23 protein-coding genes are annotated in these 20,374 nt (G+C 41.8%); 17 read left to right on the top strand and 6 right to left on the bottom strand.

Going from position 1 to position 20,374, the window contains the following annotated elements; translation table 11 throughout:
- Window positions 1-104: 104 nt before the first annotated feature.
- On the bottom strand, window positions 105-437 hold the full coding sequence (locus tag CSV67_RS04330; protein ID WP_099630408.1) for a DUF5658 family protein: 333 nt from the start codon (window positions 435-437) through the stop codon (window positions 105-107).
- Between the two features lie 180 nt (window positions 438-617).
- Between CSV67_RS04330 and CSV67_RS04335 the strand changes: the two genes are divergently transcribed.
- Genes CSV67_RS04335 through CSV67_RS04350 form a run of 4 tightly spaced genes read left to right on the top strand, consistent with a single transcriptional unit; the run spans window position 618 to window position 3,322 of the window.
- Window positions 618-980 (top strand): GntR family transcriptional regulator, encoded by a 363-nt coding sequence (locus CSV67_RS04335; RefSeq protein WP_233189522.1) that lies wholly within the window; start codon window positions 618-620, stop codon window positions 978-980.
- The gene (locus CSV67_RS04340; RefSeq protein ID WP_233189508.1) at window positions 980-1,888 is read left to right on the top strand and encodes an ATP-binding cassette domain-containing protein; all 909 of its coding nucleotides are present in this window, start codon (window positions 980-982) and stop codon (window positions 1,886-1,888) included. The genes CSV67_RS04335 and CSV67_RS04340 overlap by 1 nt, the downstream gene beginning before the upstream one ends.
- Window positions 1,860-2,609 (top strand): hypothetical protein, encoded by a 750-nt coding sequence (locus CSV67_RS04345; protein ID WP_099630410.1) that lies wholly within the window; start codon window positions 1,860-1,862, stop codon window positions 2,607-2,609. Before CSV67_RS04340 ends, CSV67_RS04345 begins: the two co-directional genes overlap by 29 nt.
- The gene (locus tag CSV67_RS04350) at window positions 2,606-3,322 is read left to right on the top strand and encodes a hypothetical protein (protein WP_099630411.1); all 717 of its coding nucleotides are present in this window, start codon (window positions 2,606-2,608) and stop codon (window positions 3,320-3,322) included. Before CSV67_RS04345 ends, CSV67_RS04350 begins: the two co-directional genes overlap by 4 nt.
- 54 nt (window positions 3,323-3,376) lie before the next feature.
- Here CSV67_RS04350 and CSV67_RS04355 read toward each other — a convergent pair whose 3' ends face one another.
- The gene (locus tag CSV67_RS04355; protein ID WP_233189507.1) at window positions 3,377-4,228 is read right to left on the bottom strand and encodes a dimethylarginine dimethylaminohydrolase family protein; all 852 of its coding nucleotides are present in this window, start codon (window positions 4,226-4,228) and stop codon (window positions 3,377-3,379) included.
- A gap of 292 nt (window positions 4,229-4,520) precedes the next feature.
- On the opposite strand from CSV67_RS04355, the gene nhaC reads away from it, so the two are divergent.
- Window positions 4,521-5,966: a Na+/H+ antiporter NhaC gene (gene nhaC / locus CSV67_RS04360; RefSeq protein ID WP_369803132.1), complete on the top strand. Its 1,446-nt coding sequence runs from the start codon at window positions 4,521-4,523 to the stop codon at window positions 5,964-5,966.
- A 41-nt stretch (window positions 5,967-6,007) separates the two neighbouring features.
- Here the strand turns inward: nhaC and CSV67_RS04365 are convergent, their stop codons facing one another.
- Complete coding sequence (locus tag CSV67_RS04365) at window positions 6,008-7,255, bottom strand: HTH domain-containing protein (protein ID WP_099630414.1); 1,248 nt, start codon at window positions 7,253-7,255, stop codon at window positions 6,008-6,010.
- Between the two features lie 88 nt (window positions 7,256-7,343).
- On the opposite strand from CSV67_RS04365, the gene CSV67_RS04370 reads away from it, so the two are divergent.
- The 7 genes from CSV67_RS04370 (at window position 7,344) to CSV67_RS04400 (ending at window position 13,827) form a co-directional block, all read left to right on the top strand.
- Entirely contained in the window at window positions 7,344-8,456 is a 1,113-nt protein-coding gene (locus CSV67_RS04370) for a mandelate racemase/muconate lactonizing enzyme family protein (protein ID WP_099630415.1), read from the top strand.
- On the top strand, window positions 8,453-9,109 hold the full coding sequence (locus CSV67_RS04375) for a GNAT family N-acetyltransferase (RefSeq protein ID WP_099630416.1): 657 nt from the start codon (window positions 8,453-8,455) through the stop codon (window positions 9,107-9,109). The genes CSV67_RS04370 and CSV67_RS04375 overlap by 4 nt, the downstream gene beginning before the upstream one ends.
- A 141-nt stretch (window positions 9,110-9,250) precedes the next feature.
- A complete protein-coding gene (selD, locus tag CSV67_RS04380; protein WP_099630417.1) occupies window positions 9,251-10,297 on the top strand; it encodes a selenide, water dikinase SelD in 1,047 nt (348 codons plus the stop codon).
- Between the two features lie 21 nt (window positions 10,298-10,318).
- Window positions 10,319-11,353 (top strand): tRNA 2-selenouridine(34) synthase MnmH, encoded by a 1,035-nt coding sequence (gene mnmH, locus CSV67_RS04385; RefSeq protein ID WP_099630418.1) that lies wholly within the window; start codon window positions 10,319-10,321, stop codon window positions 11,351-11,353.
- A gap of 239 nt (window positions 11,354-11,592) precedes the next feature.
- On the top strand, window positions 11,593-12,885 hold the full coding sequence (locus CSV67_RS04390) for an MFS transporter (RefSeq protein ID WP_099630419.1): 1,293 nt from the start codon (window positions 11,593-11,595) through the stop codon (window positions 12,883-12,885).
- A 126-nt stretch (window positions 12,886-13,011) separates the two neighbouring features.
- Window positions 13,012-13,254 (top strand): PepSY domain-containing protein, encoded by a 243-nt coding sequence (locus tag CSV67_RS04395; protein ID WP_199173130.1) that lies wholly within the window; start codon window positions 13,012-13,014, stop codon window positions 13,252-13,254.
- A 93-nt stretch (window positions 13,255-13,347) separates the two neighbouring features.
- On the top strand, window positions 13,348-13,827 hold the full coding sequence (locus tag CSV67_RS04400) for a GAF domain-containing protein (RefSeq protein WP_099630420.1): 480 nt from the start codon (window positions 13,348-13,350) through the stop codon (window positions 13,825-13,827).
- Window positions 13,828-14,083: 256 nt separating this feature from the next.
- On the opposite strand, the gene CSV67_RS04405 is transcribed toward CSV67_RS04400, so the two are convergent.
- Window positions 14,084-15,406 (bottom strand): sodium-dependent transporter, encoded by a 1,323-nt coding sequence (locus tag CSV67_RS04405; RefSeq protein WP_099630421.1) that lies wholly within the window; start codon window positions 15,404-15,406, stop codon window positions 14,084-14,086.
- 172 nt (window positions 15,407-15,578) lie between these two features.
- Between CSV67_RS04405 and CSV67_RS04410 the strand changes: the two genes are divergently transcribed.
- The 4 genes from CSV67_RS04410 (at window position 15,579) to CSV67_RS04425 (ending at window position 18,001) form a co-directional block, all read left to right on the top strand.
- Window positions 15,579-16,031: a helix-turn-helix transcriptional regulator gene (locus CSV67_RS04410; protein ID WP_099630422.1), complete on the top strand. Its 453-nt coding sequence runs from the start codon at window positions 15,579-15,581 to the stop codon at window positions 16,029-16,031.
- Window positions 16,032-16,047: 16 nt separating this feature from the next.
- Window positions 16,048-17,205, top strand: coding sequence for a PstS family phosphate ABC transporter substrate-binding protein (locus CSV67_RS04415; RefSeq protein ID WP_099630423.1), 1,158 nt, complete (start codon window positions 16,048-16,050; stop codon window positions 17,203-17,205).
- A 40-nt stretch (window positions 17,206-17,245) separates the two neighbouring features.
- A complete protein-coding gene (locus CSV67_RS04420) occupies window positions 17,246-17,569 on the top strand; it encodes a hypothetical protein (protein ID WP_099630424.1) in 324 nt (107 codons plus the stop codon).
- A gap of 66 nt (window positions 17,570-17,635) precedes the next feature.
- Window positions 17,636-18,001: a hypothetical protein gene (locus CSV67_RS04425; protein WP_099630425.1), complete on the top strand. Its 366-nt coding sequence runs from the start codon at window positions 17,636-17,638 to the stop codon at window positions 17,999-18,001.
- A gap of 41 nt (window positions 18,002-18,042) precedes the next feature.
- Here the strand turns inward: CSV67_RS04425 and CSV67_RS04430 are convergent, their stop codons facing one another.
- Window positions 18,043-19,398 (bottom strand): S-layer homology domain-containing protein, encoded by a 1,356-nt coding sequence (locus tag CSV67_RS04430; protein ID WP_099630426.1) that lies wholly within the window; start codon window positions 19,396-19,398, stop codon window positions 18,043-18,045.
- 118 nt (window positions 19,399-19,516) lie between these two features.
- Complete coding sequence (locus CSV67_RS04435; RefSeq protein WP_099630427.1) at window positions 19,517-19,906, bottom strand: OsmC family protein; 390 nt, start codon at window positions 19,904-19,906, stop codon at window positions 19,517-19,519.
- A gap of 132 nt (window positions 19,907-20,038) precedes the next feature.
- Here CSV67_RS04435 and CSV67_RS04440 point away from each other — a divergent pair, with 132 nt between their 5' ends.
- On the top strand, window positions 20,039-20,173 hold the full coding sequence (locus CSV67_RS04440) for a YfhE family protein (RefSeq protein WP_099630428.1): 135 nt from the start codon (window positions 20,039-20,041) through the stop codon (window positions 20,171-20,173).
- Window positions 20,174-20,374: the final 201 nt, after the last annotated feature.

The raw sequence follows: 20,374 nt of genomic DNA on the forward strand, positions 1-20,374 counted from the left end.
CCGCAATGAAGGTTCACTGTTCAATAAAAATCCCTACTTTCCGCGTGTTTATACATGTAGTATACAATAAATGCGATTTATAGAAGGGATGATTATAGCGCATGTCAGATTGCGACCATGATTAACCAAAAGATATGCATGAATAATACTGCAATATAAATAAATAATGCAGTGGTCAAAGAAATACGGACGACGATTCCTGACGAACTAACCGTTACGATATATAAAAGCAGTAAAGGTAACCCTAGTTTTACTACGTAGAACAAAGGAATACTTTGTTCATATAAAAATGATACTAGCAAATTGGCTTCTTCTATAAGACCAAACCGCAAACCATAATCCGTGAAAATGGCATCTAATAAACATAAGCAAGCCAATAGAAAGCCTGCATTGATTAATCTGTTTTGCTGAATAGGAAAATCCTTAACTGTATTCATTTTATCGGCTCCTTACATACAGTGTAGTTACCTAGGGTGTGTAATTAGTGACGATTTTATTCATCGATTCACCATAATTTTTATATGATTAGTTATTTGCATTATGTTATGAAAATGCGTATAGTACATTACAACAGTAATGTGCTAGGTAACCTTGAGGTGGTGAAATTCTTGCTTGAGATGGATGGAGAAAAGCCGATTTATATACAAATTGCAGAATGGTTAGAGACAGAAATTATTGATGGTACGTTACAAGCGGACGATAAAGTGTACTCGCAGTATCAATTGGCAGATCTTTTCAATATCAATCCTGCGACTGCCGGGAAGGGACTGACGATTTTACTAGATGCGGAACTTATTTATAAAAAACGTGGCCTTGGCACATTTGTAACAGCTGACGCACGTGAGAAACTGCTGACGAAGCGTAAAGGCGGTAGGTTAAGTCGTCTGGTGCAGGAGCTGCTTAATGAAGCGGTATTACTTGGGCTGGAAGAAGATCAGCTAATTAAATTAATCCAGGCAGGGCGAAAGGAGAGGTCATAATGTCAGCAATTACGTTGAAAAACGTGTCAAAAAGTTATCGATCTATTACAATACTGGACCAGTTGAATTTAGAAATCCGTAAGAATGTCATTACGGGATTGGTAGGACGTAATGGTGTGGGAAAGACGACGTTGATGAAGATGATTGCGGGATTCATAAAAGAGTCGGATGGAGAACTTCGTGTGTTTGGTGAGCATCCCTTTAATAGTCTCAAGGTTTCCGCCAACATGATGTTCATTGACGATATGATGGGCTTCCCGGATGCACTAACATTGGATGATTTGCTAACAGAATGTGATCGCTTCTATGAAAATTGGAATCAAGATCTAGCTGTGCGTCTGCTTGAATACTTTAAATTACCGCTGTCGCTGAATCATCGCGTACTGTCAAAAGGGAAGCGTAGTACATTCAATGCAATTATTGGTATTGCCACACGTTGTCCACTCACGATGTTTGATGAGCCAATTACAGGAATGGATGCTGGGGCGCGTAGGGATTTTTACAGGGCGCTGCTGAAAGATTATATCGCTTATCCCCGCACTATTTTGTTGTCGAGTCATCACATGGAAGAAATGGAGGATTTGCTGGAGGATATTTTGGTGATTGACGGCAAGAGCATCTCGTTTCATGGACCGATAACTGAACTGCAGGAAAAATTCCTGTCACTTCAAGCGCGAGAGAGTGTGCTGAAATCCTATGCGATTCGCTATGCGGTTGTTCATCGTGCAAACGCGGGGCCAATGACGGAATGGATTGTTGACAATCAGTATACCGAAGCGGAAGTGGAAGAGTTGAAGCAGGCGGGCATCCGCGTATCGTCGGTTTCTGCAAGCCAAGCGTACTTGGCGATGACGGGCCAGGCGACGGGAGGTGTAGACGATGTTTTCAACGCAATGGAGCGTCAATGAACTGGCGAAGCGTCAGTATTTATTTAAATTGAGTACCAATGGCGCGGTATTTACTACGCTGATAGTGCTACAGATTATTGGGACTATATTTATAAGTGGAGCGGGGTCCTCATCCATGAACGAATGGGAAGAGATGATTTCTGTTAACTACACGTCCATATCAAATGATAGTCAGGTAGGCTTGACATTATTCTGGGCACTCATTGTTGGATTCTTGCTGACATCGGCTGCACAGCGTAATGAATCCTTTTCATTCGTGACGAATCGTCTGACCTTTCAGCTGGCAAACTTTTATTTCATTTGCACAGCGTCATTACTTGGGGGTGTAACGACCGTGTTGATCGGGTCGGTCATGAAGATTGTTGCGCTGTTTGGCGATAATGTCATTATAGAAACGACAGGCCTTCTGTCGTCGCCGCTTGATTTCTTCTCCCGGATTCTCGTAATGACCGCGTACACATTGCTGCTTATGATGATTGGGTATTTACTTGGAACTTTAATACAGTTTAGCAAGTTGTTCATTGCCTTGTTTGGATTAATCTGGTTTGTGTATTTCACGTTCGGTATCAGTTTGTCAGTTGGCGAAGGTGATAGCGTATTGTACTTTTACTACGGAGAGACATCTATTCTGGTATTTGTTTTGAAAGTAGTAGTATCGGTTGCTGTACTGTTTGGTATCAGCCTCTTTGTGACAAATCGTTTGGAGGTGAGAAATCCATGATGTTTTTTATGGTGTTGATACCGATAGTCCTACTTCTTGGTCTGGTTCCTATTGTGATATTTACGAAAAACATGAAACGTACACGCTTGAAGAAATCATTTCATCGCAATATTATTGTAGGTTATCTTGTGTTATTGTTACTCGGCGTTGTCGTGGCGGAATTTATGGAGCGTAAGGTAGAATCTCATATTCCACCAAAAGTAACGGATAAAGATATTGAATTTGATTTGCAATCTGCGATTGTAGAAAGGGCCACGATTCCTGAACATCTCGTTCTAGCGAAGCGGTCACATGAGGTGAAAGATGAACTATCGATATCCCCCTTCACTGGTGCTTATATGTTGATTGAACGTACATCCGATAACAGTAATATGGTCGGGGAAACCGTCTACACCCCTGAGTTATTGGCAAATATTGGTGATGGTGATGGGGATGATGTGTATTATGACTTTACGGATCAGCTCGAAATTGCATTACCAATTTGGGAAAACAATTGGATGACTGTTCCTAAACAGCCACGGAATAATATTCAGTATACATTTTATCATGATTCAAATATATTGAATCAGTTCACCGGTGAAAAAACGCATGGCTATTCCTCTGGCTCAGTGTCGGCAGCCATGATGATTCACTTGGTCATACCCGAATCGATTGAGTTGAATCTTCCTGAGATTGAAAGTGAACGTGGAACCTATATAGAAATTCTTGAATAGAAAAAGACCGAAGTATAAACGCTGCATTGTGCGTTTATGCTTCGGTCTTTTGTATTATCCGCGTTCTACGGGCATTGAGCAACATCTAAAAGAGCCGCCGGATTTGATAATTTCCGAGAAGTCGACTTCAATGACCTCAAACCCATGTGCGCGTAAGTTTTTATTCACTTGTTTATTTTGTGGAAGGCTGAATACTTTGTTGTTACCAATTGAAAGAACATTGGTACCAAGCGAAAACTGTTCATCTTCAGCCACTTCAATCAGTTCATACGAATCGGCCAGTTGATGCAGTGTTTCCTGATCAAATGCCGCTGGAAATACGAGCGCTTTTTCGGGTGAAAGAATATTAAAAACGCAGTCGAGATGTAAGTACTGCCCGTCAAATGGAATTCGCTTGAGTTGATAATCAGGAAGCTTTTCCTCCAGTTTATTTACAGCTTCCCTGGACGTACGACTACTGATGCCGATGTAGATGGTATCCCTGTCAACGATAATGTCGCCGCCTTCCATTCGATCGGTGGCGGACTGATAGGGGATGTCATGTGCAATCAGCCATTCTTTTAGTGTGATTTCTTCACCTTTTCGAATATTTGCAGCCAAGTCGGCTATGAATACGTCATTGCCGATTGTGAAGCCAATATCTCGTGTGAAAACTTGCTCGGGGTATTTTTCAGAAGGAGGAAGCGTGATGACTTCCACTCCGTTTTCCTTCAAGAGTTTTTCAAATTCTGCGTGCTGACTCATTGCACGTTGTATATCAATATTATCATCTTCATACTTTTTTTGTACTTCGTTAATGACTTCATCAATCGCCATAAATTCCGGCTGGCATAATATGACTCGGCGCAGTGTATCGTATTCTGTTACGCACTTTATCGTATCTATTCTTTGGTTAGTATTTGTCACTGGCAGTGTGCCCCCATTCATGAAAGTACTTTGTATTATTCCCGTTGCCTAGGTTTATAAACTACTTTGGCCATTGTTTCCACTACTTCGGAAAGATGTTAATTTGTAGTGGTTGGTAAATGTACATATTAACAAAACAGCTCTCTCATAGGGACAGACTAGTCAATAGGAAAAAACATAGTAAACGCTTACATATTTATATTGACAAATAATTTAGAAAATGTATAAAATAGATTAACCGACTATATAACGACATATCCTAATTGGCTGAATTTGAATGGAGGGTTGCGTAGTGGATCAGAGGAAAAAAAGAGAAATTGGGTTCTGGTGGTCTATTCTACCGTTAGTCTTAATGATACTGGTTATGATCATAACTGTAGTTAAGCTTAAAGAGGGACCGCACATGCCGCTAATTGTAGGGACTGCCATTGCGTCACTCGTAGCCTGGCGTCATGGTTTCTCGTGGAAAGAAATTGAGGAAATGATGTACAAAGGAATTCGTTTGGCCCTTCCAGCAGTCGTCATCATTATGCTTGTCGGTTTGGTTATTGGCTCGTGGATGGGCGGAGGGATAGTTGCCACAATGATCTTCTACGGATTGAAAATCATTACACCCTCTTGGTTCCTAGTAGCCATTGCGCTGATTTGTGCAATCGTTTCATTGGCAATAGGTAGCTCATGGTCGACAATGGCTACGATAGGTGTAGCTGGGATGGGTATTGGACTCAGTATGGGGATTCCAGCCGGAATGGTAGCAGGGGCTGTCATTTCTGGCGCATACTTTGGAGACAAGATGTCACCGTTATCCGATACAACCAATTTAGCCGCAGGACTTACTGGAACGGATTTATTTGATCATATTAAGCATATGTTGTATACGACGATTCCTGGATTAATAATTGCTCTTGGGGTATTCACATTCCTCGGAAGAAGATTCGGGTCAGGTGAAGCTGAATTAACATCGATTGCCAACACATCCCAGGTTATGCAAGAGAGCTTCGTTATCTCACCCTGGTTATTGCTAGTTCCTTTGGCAGTCATTGTGATGGTTGCCATGAAGATTCCTGCAGTACCGGCATTGATTATCGGGATTATAATGGGTTTTTTATCACATGTAACGCTTCAGTCGGGGACATTTGCAGATGCGCTCGGTGCTCTGCAAAGTGGTTTTGCAATCGAGACGGGCAATCAGCTAGTAGATAAACTATTTAATGGCGGTGGTCTTGATAGTATGATGTATACCGTCTCTATGACTATTGTGGCCATGACTTTCGGTGGTATTCTTGAGTATTCAGGTATGTTGCGGGCCATTATGAAGCAATTGCTGAAAGTCGTGAAGTCTACATCTACATTAATTATTTCAACGATCGGTGCGTGTGTCATGACCAATGCAACTTGTTCTGAACAATACGTTTCGATTGTTGTACCTTCTAGAATGTTTAGTAAAACATATAAGGATATGGGTTTGAACTCGAAGAACCTGTCGCGTGCACTGGAAGACGGTGGAACACTGACATCCGTATTTATTCCTTGGAATACTTGTGGTGTGTTTATATTCGGTACGCTTGGTGTAAGTGTAGTAGAATACGGCCCGTACGCTATTCTAAATTTCGCTGTTCCTCTCATTTCGATTCTCTATGCTTTAACTGGTTTTTCTGTTGTCAAAATGACATCTGAGGAAATTGTGGAAATGAGTGAGCAAGAAGCGAAGTTGGAACTCGAAGCGCAACTTGAATAATTAAAAAGCAAAGCCGAGTTATTAACGGCTTTGCTTTTTTACTAGATGGTAAGCTTCATTTTGTACAATGCGCGTGGTCTGCCTTGGCTGTAGGTCATTTCTTCACCAACTGAAACGACAAATTGTTGATCCATTAGTTTTTTAATTGTTCGTTCAGCGGTTCTTCTAGAGACAGCTAAATATCCAGCTAAATCATTAGCAGTGAATGGTGTGGATTGTCTAAATTCATCAAACAGCGTTAGCTTAGAAATGACTGCAGGGCTCAATGTCGTCTTTTCACTGATCTTAAGCAAATTTGGGTCGTCCAACCTCATCGCAACTGCCGGTTTTATAGCAGGCATAGGACCATGAAGTTTCTTATATTCATCTAGCATAAAGACTCCTATGTCGTCCGCTTGTTTGCTGAGTTGCAGTGCGCTCATCGCATTGTCGCTGGCCTCCAGGGTTGTGAGTCCTAATCCAAAAGACAATGTGGATGCTGATTGAAGCGATTCACAGAACTGGACGAAGGCTTTTAAAGCGAAAACAAATTCTATAGTGCCTAGAGTAGTGTAGAAAAAGAAGTTGCCCTCTTTTTCTTTCCACTGCGCCTGCAAGTAGTTCGCTAACTTTTCAATAGTGTCCTGCGGAAGTTTCTCAGGTCGGTGAACTTGTAGTACTCCTACAGCGATTTTAGTTGCTTCACTTCTTGCAAAATCTGCTTGTTGGACTGCATGTTCCATTGCACGTAAAATATTGCTTGTGGGATCCAGCATCCGGAATGATGGGATGCCTGCCGCTTGTAATTGATCGTATACGGCATGCACACTAGTTACTGCTAATTTCGACTTCCCGCTTTTAACATGATCCATATGAAAATTCACAACCGCTTGTAAATCCGTATTGGCTTGTAATTCATGTATAGCGGGCTTCTGAACGGAAGAAAGAGGACCGAGATCCTGTAAAATCTGTTCAATATGTGTTAGCTCTTTTATATCTATAGAAATATCATGAATCGCCATATTTTTTTCTGAAGCAAGGTATAATAAAGTGACGGCGATTGTATGTTCATTTTGTTGGACATGGAATGCTGGAATTGAGATGGTCTGTAGAACTTGTTTGGACGCTTCATAAGGCAGGGAGCCAGAGAACAAAATGGCATGACAAGGCTTCATTGTCTTTAGTAGCCGAGGAGCATCGGACGGCCTGTCGTATTGATAGCAATCAATACGCATATTATGTGGTAATACAATACTCCTTGCTTGCCGACAAAATTCTTGTGAGCCGATCAATGCAATGGTAACCTTCATAATGGGATCCCCTCTTTTCATTAACGACTATTTAACGACAATCATACAACACAGATGAAAAGCTGCCAATAGGAAAGGAAGAAAAATAATGAAAATAACTGAAATAGAAATTTTTGCGATTCGATTACCGCTCTATGAACCCTTTGTAATTAGCTATGCATCTTATGCTGACATGCCATCTATTATTGTGAAATTAACAACAGATACAGGTTATGTAGGTTACGGTGAAGCGGTAGCGGATGACCATGTCACGGGGGAAAGCTGGGAAGGTACATTTGCCGTACTACGTCATACACTCGCTCCCGTTTTACTTGGTGAAAATCCAAGTTGCTTTGGGAAAATTCATGAACTGATGGATCAGGCGATTTACGGTGTGCCTACGGCGAAAGCGGCGCTAGACATTGCTTGCTTTGACGCAGTAGGGAAGGCATATGGTATCCCTGCCTACAATTTACTTGGTGGACGTTATCATGAGAGTTTTCCGATTACACATGTTCTAAGTATCGCTTCACCCGAACATATGGCACAAGAGGCTGCTGACCGTGTGGCAGCGGGTTATAGTTCATTAAAGATGAAAGTCGGTATCAACGCAGCGGAAGACGTCAAGCGAATTCAAGCTGTGCGCGAACGCGTGGGTAAAGAAATTGCAATTCGAGTAGACGTTAACCAAGGTTGGGTCAACAGTGCGACGACATTGCAGGCGATGAAACAATTGGAGTGCTGTGATCTGGATTGGCTCGAGCAGCCAGTAAAAGCAGATGACATCGATGCAATGGTAGAAATCAAATCGAAAATCGCAACACCTCTAATGGCAGATGAGGGATTGCGTGGAGTGCGCGAAATGCGTGAAATCATCGCAAAGCGTGCAGCGGATAAAGTGAATATCAAGCTCATGAAATGTGGAGGTATGTATCCTGCAATGAAGCTTGCACATATGGCTGAGATGGCCGGCATTGAATGCCAGGTTGGATCAATGGTGGAGTCGTCTATTGGATCTGCGGCAGGATTCCATGTAGCTTTCTCACAAAAAGCGATGACGAGTGTAGAACTAACTGGGCCGTTGAAATTCAGTAAAGACGTCGGTAATCTGCACTATGAAGTACCGTTTATTAAACTCAATGAAAAACCTGGACTGGGTATCGATGTAGATGAGCAAACGCTAGAAGAATTAACAGTGCGTAGAGAAAAGGTGACATTATGACATTGCAAGCATCCCTTTCATTGCTAACAGAAGACCAGCTACCGAAAGTTCTAGCGTTACAAGAGCGGATCATAGCGGTTCTCGAGCAGCCTGAATTTCTTCAACCGCTTACACATGAAGAGTTTGAGTATATTCTACGTGGCAACGGCATGATGGTGGGGGCTTTCGTAGACGATCGTCTCGTCGCGTTTCGTGCCATGTTGGATCCTGGTGAAGACGATGAGCATTTGGGAATCGATGTTGGGGTATTACAAAACGAATTATCCAGTGTGCTATACTCGGAGATTTCAGGTGTGGATCCAGACTATAGAGGGCATGGACTGCAAACGACATTAGGTAAATGGCTGATGGAACATGTAGAGAGAGACCGCTACCGCTATATTTGTACAACTGTTGCACCATTTAATATTCCGAGCTTGAAAGATAAATTTTCACTTGGTTTACGAATTAAAGGACTCAAAGTTAAATATGGCAATAAACTTCGTTATATTTTATTCATGGATTTGCAAAAGCCTTTTCCCGAAACCGCTTCGCAGCAAAAATCCGTTCTAATGGGAAACACTGAACAGCAACAAAAATTGCTGAAAGAAGGTTGGATTGGGGAATCTATCGAGAAAAAAGAGGGCCATTGGTATGTACTATACGTAAAATAATAGCTTTGTAACATGTAAGACTATGCCTAAAAGCGTAGTCTTTTTTTCATCCTTCAGTAAAATTTTAAGTGCCCAACAGATCTAGAATGCAAACTCTATGGTAAAATATAGGGACTACAAATTGAAAGGTTGATATCCACAATGCAAAAGTCTTCTGTAAAACTCACTTCATTATCTTCAAAAGGAGGCTGTGGTTGTAAAATTGGACCTGCTGATTTAGCTGAAGTTCTTCGCACATTGCCTCCCGGTCTCACTGATCCTAATTTGCTGGTAGGATTGGATACAGGCGACGACGCAGGTGTATATAAGATAAATGATACGACTGCCATCGTGCAGACACTAGATTTCTTCACACCCATTGTCAATGATCCATATGACTTTGGACAAGTGGCGGCGGCGAATGCAATCAGCGATGTCTATGCAATGGGCGGTAAACCCATTACAGCATTGAACATCGTCGCATTCCCGATACATACACTTGACCGCAGTATCTTGACGGAGATCTTGCGGGGAGCTGCTGACAAATTGAAAGAAGCTGGTGCCGTTCTTGTCGGTGGCCACTCCATTGATGATCAGGAACCAAAGTTTGGTATGCAAGTAACTGGAACGGTACATCCTGACAAGATCCGTACGAATGCAGGAGCAGAACCTGGCGATCGTTTGATACTGACAAAACCGATTGGCGTAGGTATCATGACCACTTCGTTAAAAAACGGATTATTGTCTAAAGAAGAAGAAATTGACGTGACAAAAGTGATGACCACACTCAATAAAACGGCGGCTGAAGTGATGGATGATTACAACATTCATGCTTCAACAGACGTAACAGGCTTCGGCTTGCTTGGACATGCCTCCGAAATGGCAACAGGTAGTGGCGTGTGCTTGCGAATTGATAACGACAAAGTTCCTGTTTTACCTCGTACACGAACACTTGCAGAAGCGGGTTCGGTTCCAGGCGGTACGAAAAATAACTTTGCACATATAGAGGATATGGTTGAATATCCGGAATCATTGGATCAAGTTGGCAGATGGATTTTATGTGACGCAGTAACTTCTGGCGGTTTGCTTGTAGCAGTTGCTGGAGATGAAGCGGATCGTTTGCAAGAGCATCTGCGTGAAGCGGGAGTCGATGCGCATATTATTGGAGAAGTAACTGATGAACATAATGGTCGAATTATCGTTCAGTAAATCAAGGAGATGGGAAATTACATGGTACGGGACATTACATTGACGGAAGCGCTCGAGTTACAGGAAAAGCATTCACATACATTAGTCGATGTACGCTCTCCGAAAGAGTTTAAGGAAGCAACTATTCCGGGCAGTATGAACATTCCGATTTTCACGAATGAAGAACGTGCGGAAGTGGGTATGCTATATAAGCAAGTAGGAAAACAAGCAGCAATGGATCATGGTCTAGTTATTTTCTCTAAAAAATTACCCGAATTCATTGCAGAGTTCAGGAAAATAGACACACCAATCACTGTGTTTTGTTGGCGTGGCGGCATGCGAAGTAAAACGGCAGCGACCGTACTGGAATTGATGGGAATCCGCTCAAGCCGAATCAGTGGCGGGATTCATACATATCGCCAGCGGGTTATTGCACGACTGCAAGAAACGATCAAACCTAAATTGCTTGTACTAAACGGGTATACAGGAAGCGGCAAGACGAAGATTCTTCATAAGCTGATGGAAGACGGCTATCCGGTCATTGATCTAGAAGGTATGGCGGGTCATAGAGGTTCGATATTTGGACAAATCGGTGTCGAGCCGAACAACCAGAAGAAATTCGAATTGCTACTTGCAAATAAACTAGAGAGGTATGAAAATGAGCCATATATTTTCATAGAAGGCGAAAGCAAACGCATAGGACAAGTACATATGCCCGAACTATTGTTTGAGAAAAAAGGACAAAGCCCTCAATGGATTATTCAACTACCGTTCGAAGTACGTGTCAAAGAAATCCTTTCCGTGTACGAACCGGAAAAACAACCAGATCTGTTTCTAGAAGCTTTTACAAGAATTCGCAAACGCATCCATCAACCAATTGCAGTACAAATTCAGGAGGACCTGGAGAGCGGGCGGTTCACAGAAGCCGTAGAACAGTTGTTGACTCACTACTACGACCCACAATACGAACACTCTGTAGCCCGCTTTGCTACAATTGGCCAAGATATCATCCAGGCTGCAACTATACAAGAAGCGTATGAGGAATGCTTAAAGAGATATAAAGAGCTAATGAAATAAGTGAAGGTAGACTATCTTTTGGATAGTCTTTCTTTTGCGTAAAAAAACACTAGTTGACTGATAGTATAAAACGCCATACTTTTAAGGAAACGAGCAGTCATGGAAATTCGGGATTGCTTGTTTTTGCGTATGGAAAAGGCCCCTCTTTCCATTTGTTAATATGTGATAAGATAAATAAAGTGTAAAAGTTCATTAACATATAGATCTATTGTACGGTAATAGAAAAGGTGGGGAATTTCATGTCAAAACGGCAAGATTATTCATTCTATACAAAATCAAAAGAAGCGCAGAAGCAATTGTATAAGCGCTCTTTACTTGTCGTGATCATTTCCCAAATATTTAGTGGTGCCGGACTTGCAGCTGGAATTACAGTAGGGGCGCTATTAATTCAAGATATGACAGGGAACGAAAGCTTAGCCGGTATGCCCATTGCGCTATCTACTTTTGGTTCAGCATTCTCAGCCTATCTTGTCGGTAGGTTGTCCCAACGTTATGGTCGTCGCCTCGGCCTTGGCGCAGGCTTTATTACCGGTGGTGTAGGTGCGTTCGGTGTGATTTTAGCCGTGATGACCGGAAGTCTTGCTGTGTTATTCCTTTTTCTGTTTATCTATGGAGCAGGTACATCCTCCAATCTACAAGCCCGCTATGCCGGAACAGATCTAGCGAATGAAAAGCAACGGGCTACTGCGGTTAGTGTCGCTCTTGTTTCAACCACAATTGGTGCGGTAGCCGGACCCAATCTCGTCTTGCCAATGGGATATGTAGCAGATTTCATCGGTATACCTTCGTTAACGGGTGTATTTCTACTAGCAGGGGTCGCCTACGTATTATCCGGGCTGACATTCTTACTGTTTTTACGACCGGATCCTTTACTCGTTGCACGTGAGATTGAATTGGCGGAACAAAAAGAACGTGGAGAGTCTGATGAAGGACGTGTTGCTCGTCAACATACGGTCAAGAGGATGGGAATTTGGGTGGGTAGCATTGTTCTTGTACTATCGCATGGCGTCATGGTTGCTATTATGACAATGACCCCTGTCCATATGCAGCATCACGGCGCTTCCATATCAGGAATTGGTTTAGTCATCGGTTTACATATCGCAGGTATGTATGTACCATCCATTTTTACTGGTGTATTAGTAGACCGTATTGGACGACCGATTATGGTAATTGCGTCCGGGATGACACTTGCGCTAGCAGGTATTCTTGCAGCCTATGTAGCGGGCGAATCGATATTCTGGATGTCCGTATCGCTCATATTGCTGGGGGTTGGCTGGAACTTTGGATTGATCAGCGGAACAGCTATTGTTATCGATTCAACTGACGTGTTAAGTCGTGCGAAGATCCAAGGAAGCATTGACGTGTTTGTCGCACTGGCGGGGACAGTAGGTGGACTTGCATCAGGAATTGTCATGGCATTTTTCGGTTTTTCCATGTTAAGTTTTCTTGGAACGTATATTTCATTACTACTTATTCCGCTCATTATTTGGATGCGTTATAAAGAAAAGAAAGTTCCAGCACAAACTGCCTGACAAAAACGGATTATTTCCTTGGAAATAATCCGTTTTTCTTTCGTAAACGACATGCTTGGCTGTGTAGCATCTTTCCTCTCCTTCACATAGATTAACAGCGTAGAAGGAAATGGGAGGGGTCATATATTGAATCAGCAAAGTGAGTACTGGATGAATCACTGGCAACATCCGCAATATCGCAGGATTTCAATGGAGCAGGCAAATGAAATCGCACGACAAAGAGTACCGGGTGAAGTGGTGAAATCAGAACTGGAACTTGATGACGGCATGTTGAGATATGAAGTGGATATTCGCACAGTAGAAGGACAGAAGTATGAAATCAAAATTGATGCCGTGACCGGTGAGGTGCTAAGGGTGAAATTAGATTGATTTAAAACAACGAATGGAGTTCGTTTACTTTTCCAATTCTATTATTCTGTGTATGATTAACATAAGAACTGTCACAGAAAGTAGGGAATTAGTATGTATACACCCATTGATTATTCCAACGACTTACAAGAGAAGTACGCACAACTAATCACACAGTTGGATGCACTCATGTCGGGAGAGCCGAACGTCTACGCAAACTTAAGCAACGCATCCGCGTTACTCAATCAATTCTTCGACCGCATCAATTGGGTAGGTTTTTACTTGATGGACGGCGATGAGCTCGTGCTCGGACCATTCCAGGGATTACCGGCATGTATCCGTATTCCGCTCGGCAGAGGTGTTTGCGGAACAGTTGCGAAGACGAAAGAAGGCTTAGTTGTACCAGACGTTAATGCGTTCCCAGGCCATATCGCATGCGACGTAGCATCCCGTTCCGAAGTTGTTGTACCGCTGATTAAAGATGGAGAAGTATTTGGTGTACTCGACATCGATAGCCCTGAATTAGATCGCTTTACAGAAGACGATTTGGCGGGATTGACGCAAGTAGTAAAAACGCTTATGAAACATATCTAGTGGAAAAGTAAGGTAACGGGAAGGCATAGTTGCTCGACGTTCCAGGCGGACGCTCTTCTTGTGGACCCGCGGTGAGCCAACTAGCATTTCTTTCTCGATTTGGAGATCTTCATGATACATTGAGAAATAGTAATGTACATTAGGCAGTGGAACCTGGACTTACTAAGTAAGAAATCAGTACTTGTCATTTACAGATTCCAAACGCTTTCCCTATTAAAAATAAAAAGCACGCCGGAGAAAATCCCCGGCGTGCTTTTTACATGCCTAAAATCCAAGTAAAGAAAATGACGATGATTGCAATAGGTGCGAAATAGCGTACAATTACTTTCCACAAAGAGTGAAGAGCTGGGTGCATCCTTAACTCCTCTGCTGTATCTTCTTTCGTCAGTACAAAGCCGGCAAATAAAGACACAGCCAATGCTCCGAGTGGCATCGCAATTCTACTCGTCAGTATATCCGCAAAATCGAAAATAGAGTTGCCGAAAATACTAATGCCGGATAATAAACCGAATGATAATGCACTAGGAATTCCGACCAAAAAGATTAATCCGCCAAACACCCACGAAGCGCGCTTTCTTCTATCATGCTTTTTACGGATGCCTGTAGAAACAACGATTTCGAGCATCGCTATAGCAGAAGTCAAAGTAGCAAATAGCATCAAGAAAAAGAAAATAATTAAAAATACGCTGCCAAATGGAATTTCATTGAAAATAGCTGGCAGGATAACGAAAATTAGTCCTGGTCCCGCTTCCGGTGAATGTCCTAACGCGAAAACTGCCGGGAAAATGACAAGTCCCGCTAGGATCGAAATCCCTATGTTCAGCATAGAGACATTAAACGCGGACTGTCCGAGCTTCTCTTCTTTCGAAAGGTAGGATGCGTAAGTCATCATCGCGGTCACACCGACACTTAGTGAGAAGAATGCCTGTCCTAACGCAACTAGAAAAGTAGTTCCGTTAAAATAACTCCAATCCGGTACGAATAGGAAACGCACACCTTCCATCGCGCCGTCTAGTGTTAGCGAACGAATGGCTAATACAATGAATGACACGAATAATAAAGGCATGATCCAGCGGCTGGCCCGTTCAATCCCTCCGCGAATCCCACTTTGAACGATAAAGATCGTTAACGCCATAAATAACGCTTGTGCCAATAATACTTCCCATGGATTCGCAATCGTCGTATTGAATAGCTCTCCATAATCCAGCCCACCTAGTGTAAACGTAAAGGCACGCGCCAAATACGATAAAATCCATCCGCCGACGACACTATAAAAAGATAAGATGATGAAAGAAGAGGCAAGTCCCATCCATCCAACCCATCCCCACTTGCGTCCCAATGATAATTTTTTCAAAGAAGTCACTGCATCTGCCTGTCCTCTACGGCCAATGACAAATTCAGCCAATAAAATTGGCAAACCAATCAATAATGTACAAATAATAAATAACAGCACAAACACGCTGCCACCGTTCGTTCCGGCCATATAAGGGAACTTCCAGATTGCACCTAGGCCGATGGCACTGCCAGCAGCTGCTAAAACAAAGCCAATCTTGGATGTCCATTGTTCACGCTGTTTCATAAGAATCCTCGTTTCTTTTTCTAAATCACAAAGTCAATAAATCGTATCATAATTTTGAGAAAGAATCGATAGTTGTATGGTTAACAGAAAGTTTTGAAAACGGCTTGATTACTTAATGATATAGGTGTAATATTACACCAATGGATATGAAATGTAACTATGAGGTGATCTAGTGAATCAACAACAATTAATAGAACTGATTTCATTAAAGTTACGGGTAATTCGATTAGAGAAAGGGTATTCCCAACAAAAAATGGCGGATGTACTAGGACTCTCAAAAAAGACGTTGATTCAAATTGAAAAAGCCAGAGCAATGGCCAGTTGGACAGCCGTTATAGCTGTCTGTGCTTTATTTCGCGATAGTGACGTATTGCAAGCTACCGTCGGTGGTGATCCGTTAGAAGTACTGGAAACTATTGCGCATGACGGTATTGACCGCCGAAAGGATCAATCGATGGGTGGTAAAGTGTGGTGGCGCGAATTGGAGGCAAAAGGAATTTTTCGTTTACAGCAAAATGTAATTAGTCAGCATTTCCGTATTTTAGATGAGGAGCATTATCGTTGGTACAGTTCATTTGATGAAGACGAGGCACGTCACCGGTTGGAGGAATTGAGCGGAAAATGAAAAGGGAGGAACGCGTATGGTTGCACCCATAGCATTTGCGGTACTTTTATTAATAGCGTTACTATTTTTCACGGGAATTGGATTATTGTATTTATTGCTAATGGGATGGATCCACTATATACCATTAGCGCTAAGTGCAATGATCATTTTATATGTGTGGATCGTCATGATGATCTTTCATTTCTTTAACACGCAGCAACGAAAGCGATTGTTCGGCATTATTGCAGGGGTAGTTCTACTAGGGGCGGCAGTTTGGCCGATAATGCATATATACAAGGAAAGTATTGCAACAGTGGATGCCGAAGTGGAAGTGCGTGATTATGAACCGTTTACGATTGGACAGGAATCAAAGCTTGCCGTGCTTGACGAGGCGGCTACACTCGAACTGAAGGATGATTTACCGAGAATTGACGGCGCTACCGCGCTATATCCACTGTATGCAGCTTTTGTTCAAGCAGTCTATCCAAGTAAAGAATACAATCCGTATGATAGTGAAGTAATGGTCAATACAACACCTATCGCTTATGAAAATCTGTTTTCTGGCGAGGTAGATATAATTTTTGCAGCAGGACCTTCAGACGCCCAAATGAAAGTAGCGGAGCAACTAGGTCTTGAGTTGAAATTAACACCGATTGGTCGAGAAGCATTTGTCTTTTTTGTTAATCAAAAAAACCCTATTGATAATCTAGAATTAAAACAAATTCAAGATATCTATGCGGGGAAAATCACCAATTGGAAAGAGGTAGGAGGTAAAAACGAGTCGATTCGCGCATTCCAACGACCAGCGGACAGTGGTAGTCAGACAGGTTTGAAACGACTGATGGGGAATATTCCGATCATGGATGCTCCAAAAGAGAATGTGCCCGAAGGAATGGGTGGTATAATTTCAGAAGTCTCAAAGTATCGAAATTATAAAAATGCCATTGGCTATACATTCCGCTATTACTCAACGGAAATGGTAGGAAATGATGAGATTAAACTGCTCGCAATCGACGGCGTCAAGCCGACGAAAGAAACAATTCGTACTGATGACTATCCAATTGCATCTGAGTTTTATGTCATCACAGCAGGGACAGAAAATCCGAATACTGAGAAATTCATTGAATGGATGGTTTCACCGCAAGGACAGGAATTGGTGGAGAAAGTAGGGTACGTAACAGTGAAGAAGCCGTGAATAAACGGTAATCTAGTAGAATGAAAAGAGGATACACGTTATGCAAGGAGAAAAGAAACAACTAGTATGTATACTTCTCGCTTTTGTATGCGCAGCGGGTGTATTTTTCCTAAGTGATTTATTTCAAAGTATGGCGTACTGGGGTAACGGATTGATCTGGTATTGGATAGGGGTTGTACTCACTTTCGTAACCGGAATAGTAGGAACCGCATTAATTCTTCTATCGTTAAAAGTTGAAGGGCCTACAGAAAAAAGTTGGCTTACCGTTTTACTTATTTCATTAAGGGCGGTCGCAGTTTTAGCTATTGGACTGGGCTTTTTGTGGACTACTTTTGTAGTCGTTGCTGGTATGTCAGGTATGTGAAGGTTTACTAATCATGTTGAATAAACAGTACATGTTTTATCCTTAGCGAATTGGAGTGATGAAGCAATGGTAAGACGATATTTGAACAGGGCATGGCTTGTCATGATTCTAATTCCAGCACCATTCTTATTTCACTTCTATGAATTCGCCCAGTATATGAAGCGAGAAGATGCAAAGTATTTATTGGTCGTGTCTGTTTTATATATTGTGATAACAGGTATTTTATCTTGCGCTATAAAAATTCGTTATATTTTACTTATGAATATACTTACCGGCATAGTGTCTCTAGTATTGGCTATGAATTTCATCTCAGATGATGGTGGATGGTTCAAGCCATTTGGTCGAGATATTGTCATTTTGCTAACAGCTATACCGTTTTTCATTGGACAATTAGTAATTCGAATGGTTGCTAAACTTGTTATAGACCGATAGAAAAAATGGCATGCCACTAGGTTAGAGGCATGCCATTTTTCTTATTTCTTAAGTGTATGTTTCTTACCTGCTTGATCCGTCACGATTAACTGTGTAGCGGTAACATCCATATCCCTCGCAAGAATAGTAGAAACTTTGCTGATCTTTTTATCTAACAGATTATATTTATACACACCTGTTTTGTTGAAGTAATACATCGTAGAAAGGTCGAACGCTACGGATTTATTGTTTTGACTTACTTGATTGGTTTTCGAAGTAGCTTCTACTTCATCAAAAATGACACGGGCATCAAAGTTTAATAATGTTTTTTTGTTTTTGCCATCAATCGCTACTGAATACAGCGTCAATGGATCATCTATTGGAGTAGTAGGATCGAATGTGGAATCGAAAACTCGTTCCTTGTTTTTTTCAAGTGTATAGTAGATTCGATCGTTCCAAATGAACATATTACGGAACTTTTGATCGATTGGAATACTACCAATCATGTAACTCCAGTCATTTACATTCAATTTCACCAGATTATATCCTACAGGCATTTTATTTCCTGCATTGATCAAGTTCCAATACGGAATGAAGAGATCATCATTGTATAGGACCATTTGATAACCGGACATGAGCAGTATTCGGTTGATTCCGTTATCCGGCATAGTCGCGCTATCTAAAAGTGTTGAACGTGTTCCAGCCTTTTTATTCTCTTTAAATAGCTTAGTGGAGTTTTTGTCTGTTGCGATCGTATAAGTAAAACCATTTTGTTCAATTGTCTTTCCTTTAACGCCTACATAGGAATGGTAATCTTTTAACTTCATAGAGTCGTCCAGTGCACGTACTAAAAATGCAGCGAACTGAGAACGTGTAACGGAATCTGCCGGCATATATTTACCTTCAGAACCACCCGTAATGCCCTTTTTCGCAATCCCATTAATATCGGGGAATGACCAATGTGTCGGGGATACATCTACAAACGTTGCCTGATGGTCGACAGGTATGTTAAATGAACGACGAATGATCGCAGCCATATGTGCGCGTGATGTATCCTCACCAGGACGCATGAAACCATTGTCTCCACGCATGATACCTTTTTCGTTTACTGTTGCGAGTATTTGATAATAGGAAGACTTTTTCGAGACGTCCTTGAACTGTATTGTGGGATCCTTTACCAACGGAATTTTCAATGCTTTAATGAGCATAGAAGATGCCTGCGCCCGTGTAATGGGATCGTTTGGCTTAAAGGTACCGTCTGGAAAACCGCCGATAATATTACGGTCAGCTAAATACATAATTTCTTTCTTCGCCCAATGCTTGTCTACGTCAGAAAATTGTGTGGCTGCCTGTGCTTGAAATGGCGTTGCTGAAAAAATCAATAAAACTGCTAACAACCCGACTAGTTTATTCTTCATATAGGTAGACCTCCTTTAGGTATTCTATTCAGTATACGGGATTTTTAATGGAAAAATAAGGACCTGTAAACGTAAAAAACCGACAAATGGGAGAACTCTCATTGTCGGTCATTGAAACTTATTTTGTACTCATCTCATAGGTTTTCACAACATGGATACAACCCATGACGGATTGTAACATGGAACAATTCTTCTCTGTTAGTTCCATGACTCGAGGCATTTTTTCTACTGTAATGTCTGAGCCAATGACTGTGAAGTGGAGGTGGATTTCCATCAGACGACTTGCATCATCCTGTGAACGTATCACTTCTTTCACTTCCACTGTGATATCATCTGCAGGCATACGCATTTTATCTAGAATCTTCCGCATGACGCCACCACCGCAAGCAGCAATTGACGCGACCATCAATTGAAAGGGGCGAAACCCTTTTTCTTCATTAGATGAAATGTGTAAGGTACCAAACTCAACTTCAGTGTCAAAACCGTGTTCTGTCATGTGCAACTTCATAGTGAACAACCCCTTTTTCTGTTAGTATACGTGGTTTTGGAAAAAAGACCAAATAACGTTAACTGAATGGTTCATGTTTAATTTTATCTATGCGTGGAACACTGACAGCTAGACGGAAAGGAGTGTTTAGACTTGAGTGAAAACAAACAGCCACATAAAACATTGACTGATAAGAATAATGGCCTTTCATCCACACAGGAAGTATTGTACGACAAAGAGTTTAAACGAGCAGATCAGGCTACCAAGCAAGACAATAAGAAGAAGTAAGAAGTAAGAAGTAAGAAGTAAGAAGTAAGAAGTAAGAAGTAAGAAGTAAGAAGTAAGAAGTGAAAAGTAAAAATAGTGAATGAAGTCCGCCCCAGTAGTCGTTATCCAACTACTGGGGTTTTTCTCATGAAATCCTCCTAACGAATTCTTCGTTTTCACTGTATAATAAAAGTAAATACTAAGACAAAGAGAACGAGGATA

The organism is Sporosarcina sp. P2 (assembly GCF_002743255.1).
Classification (GTDB): Bacteria; Bacillota; Bacilli; order Bacillales_A; family Planococcaceae; genus Sporosarcina.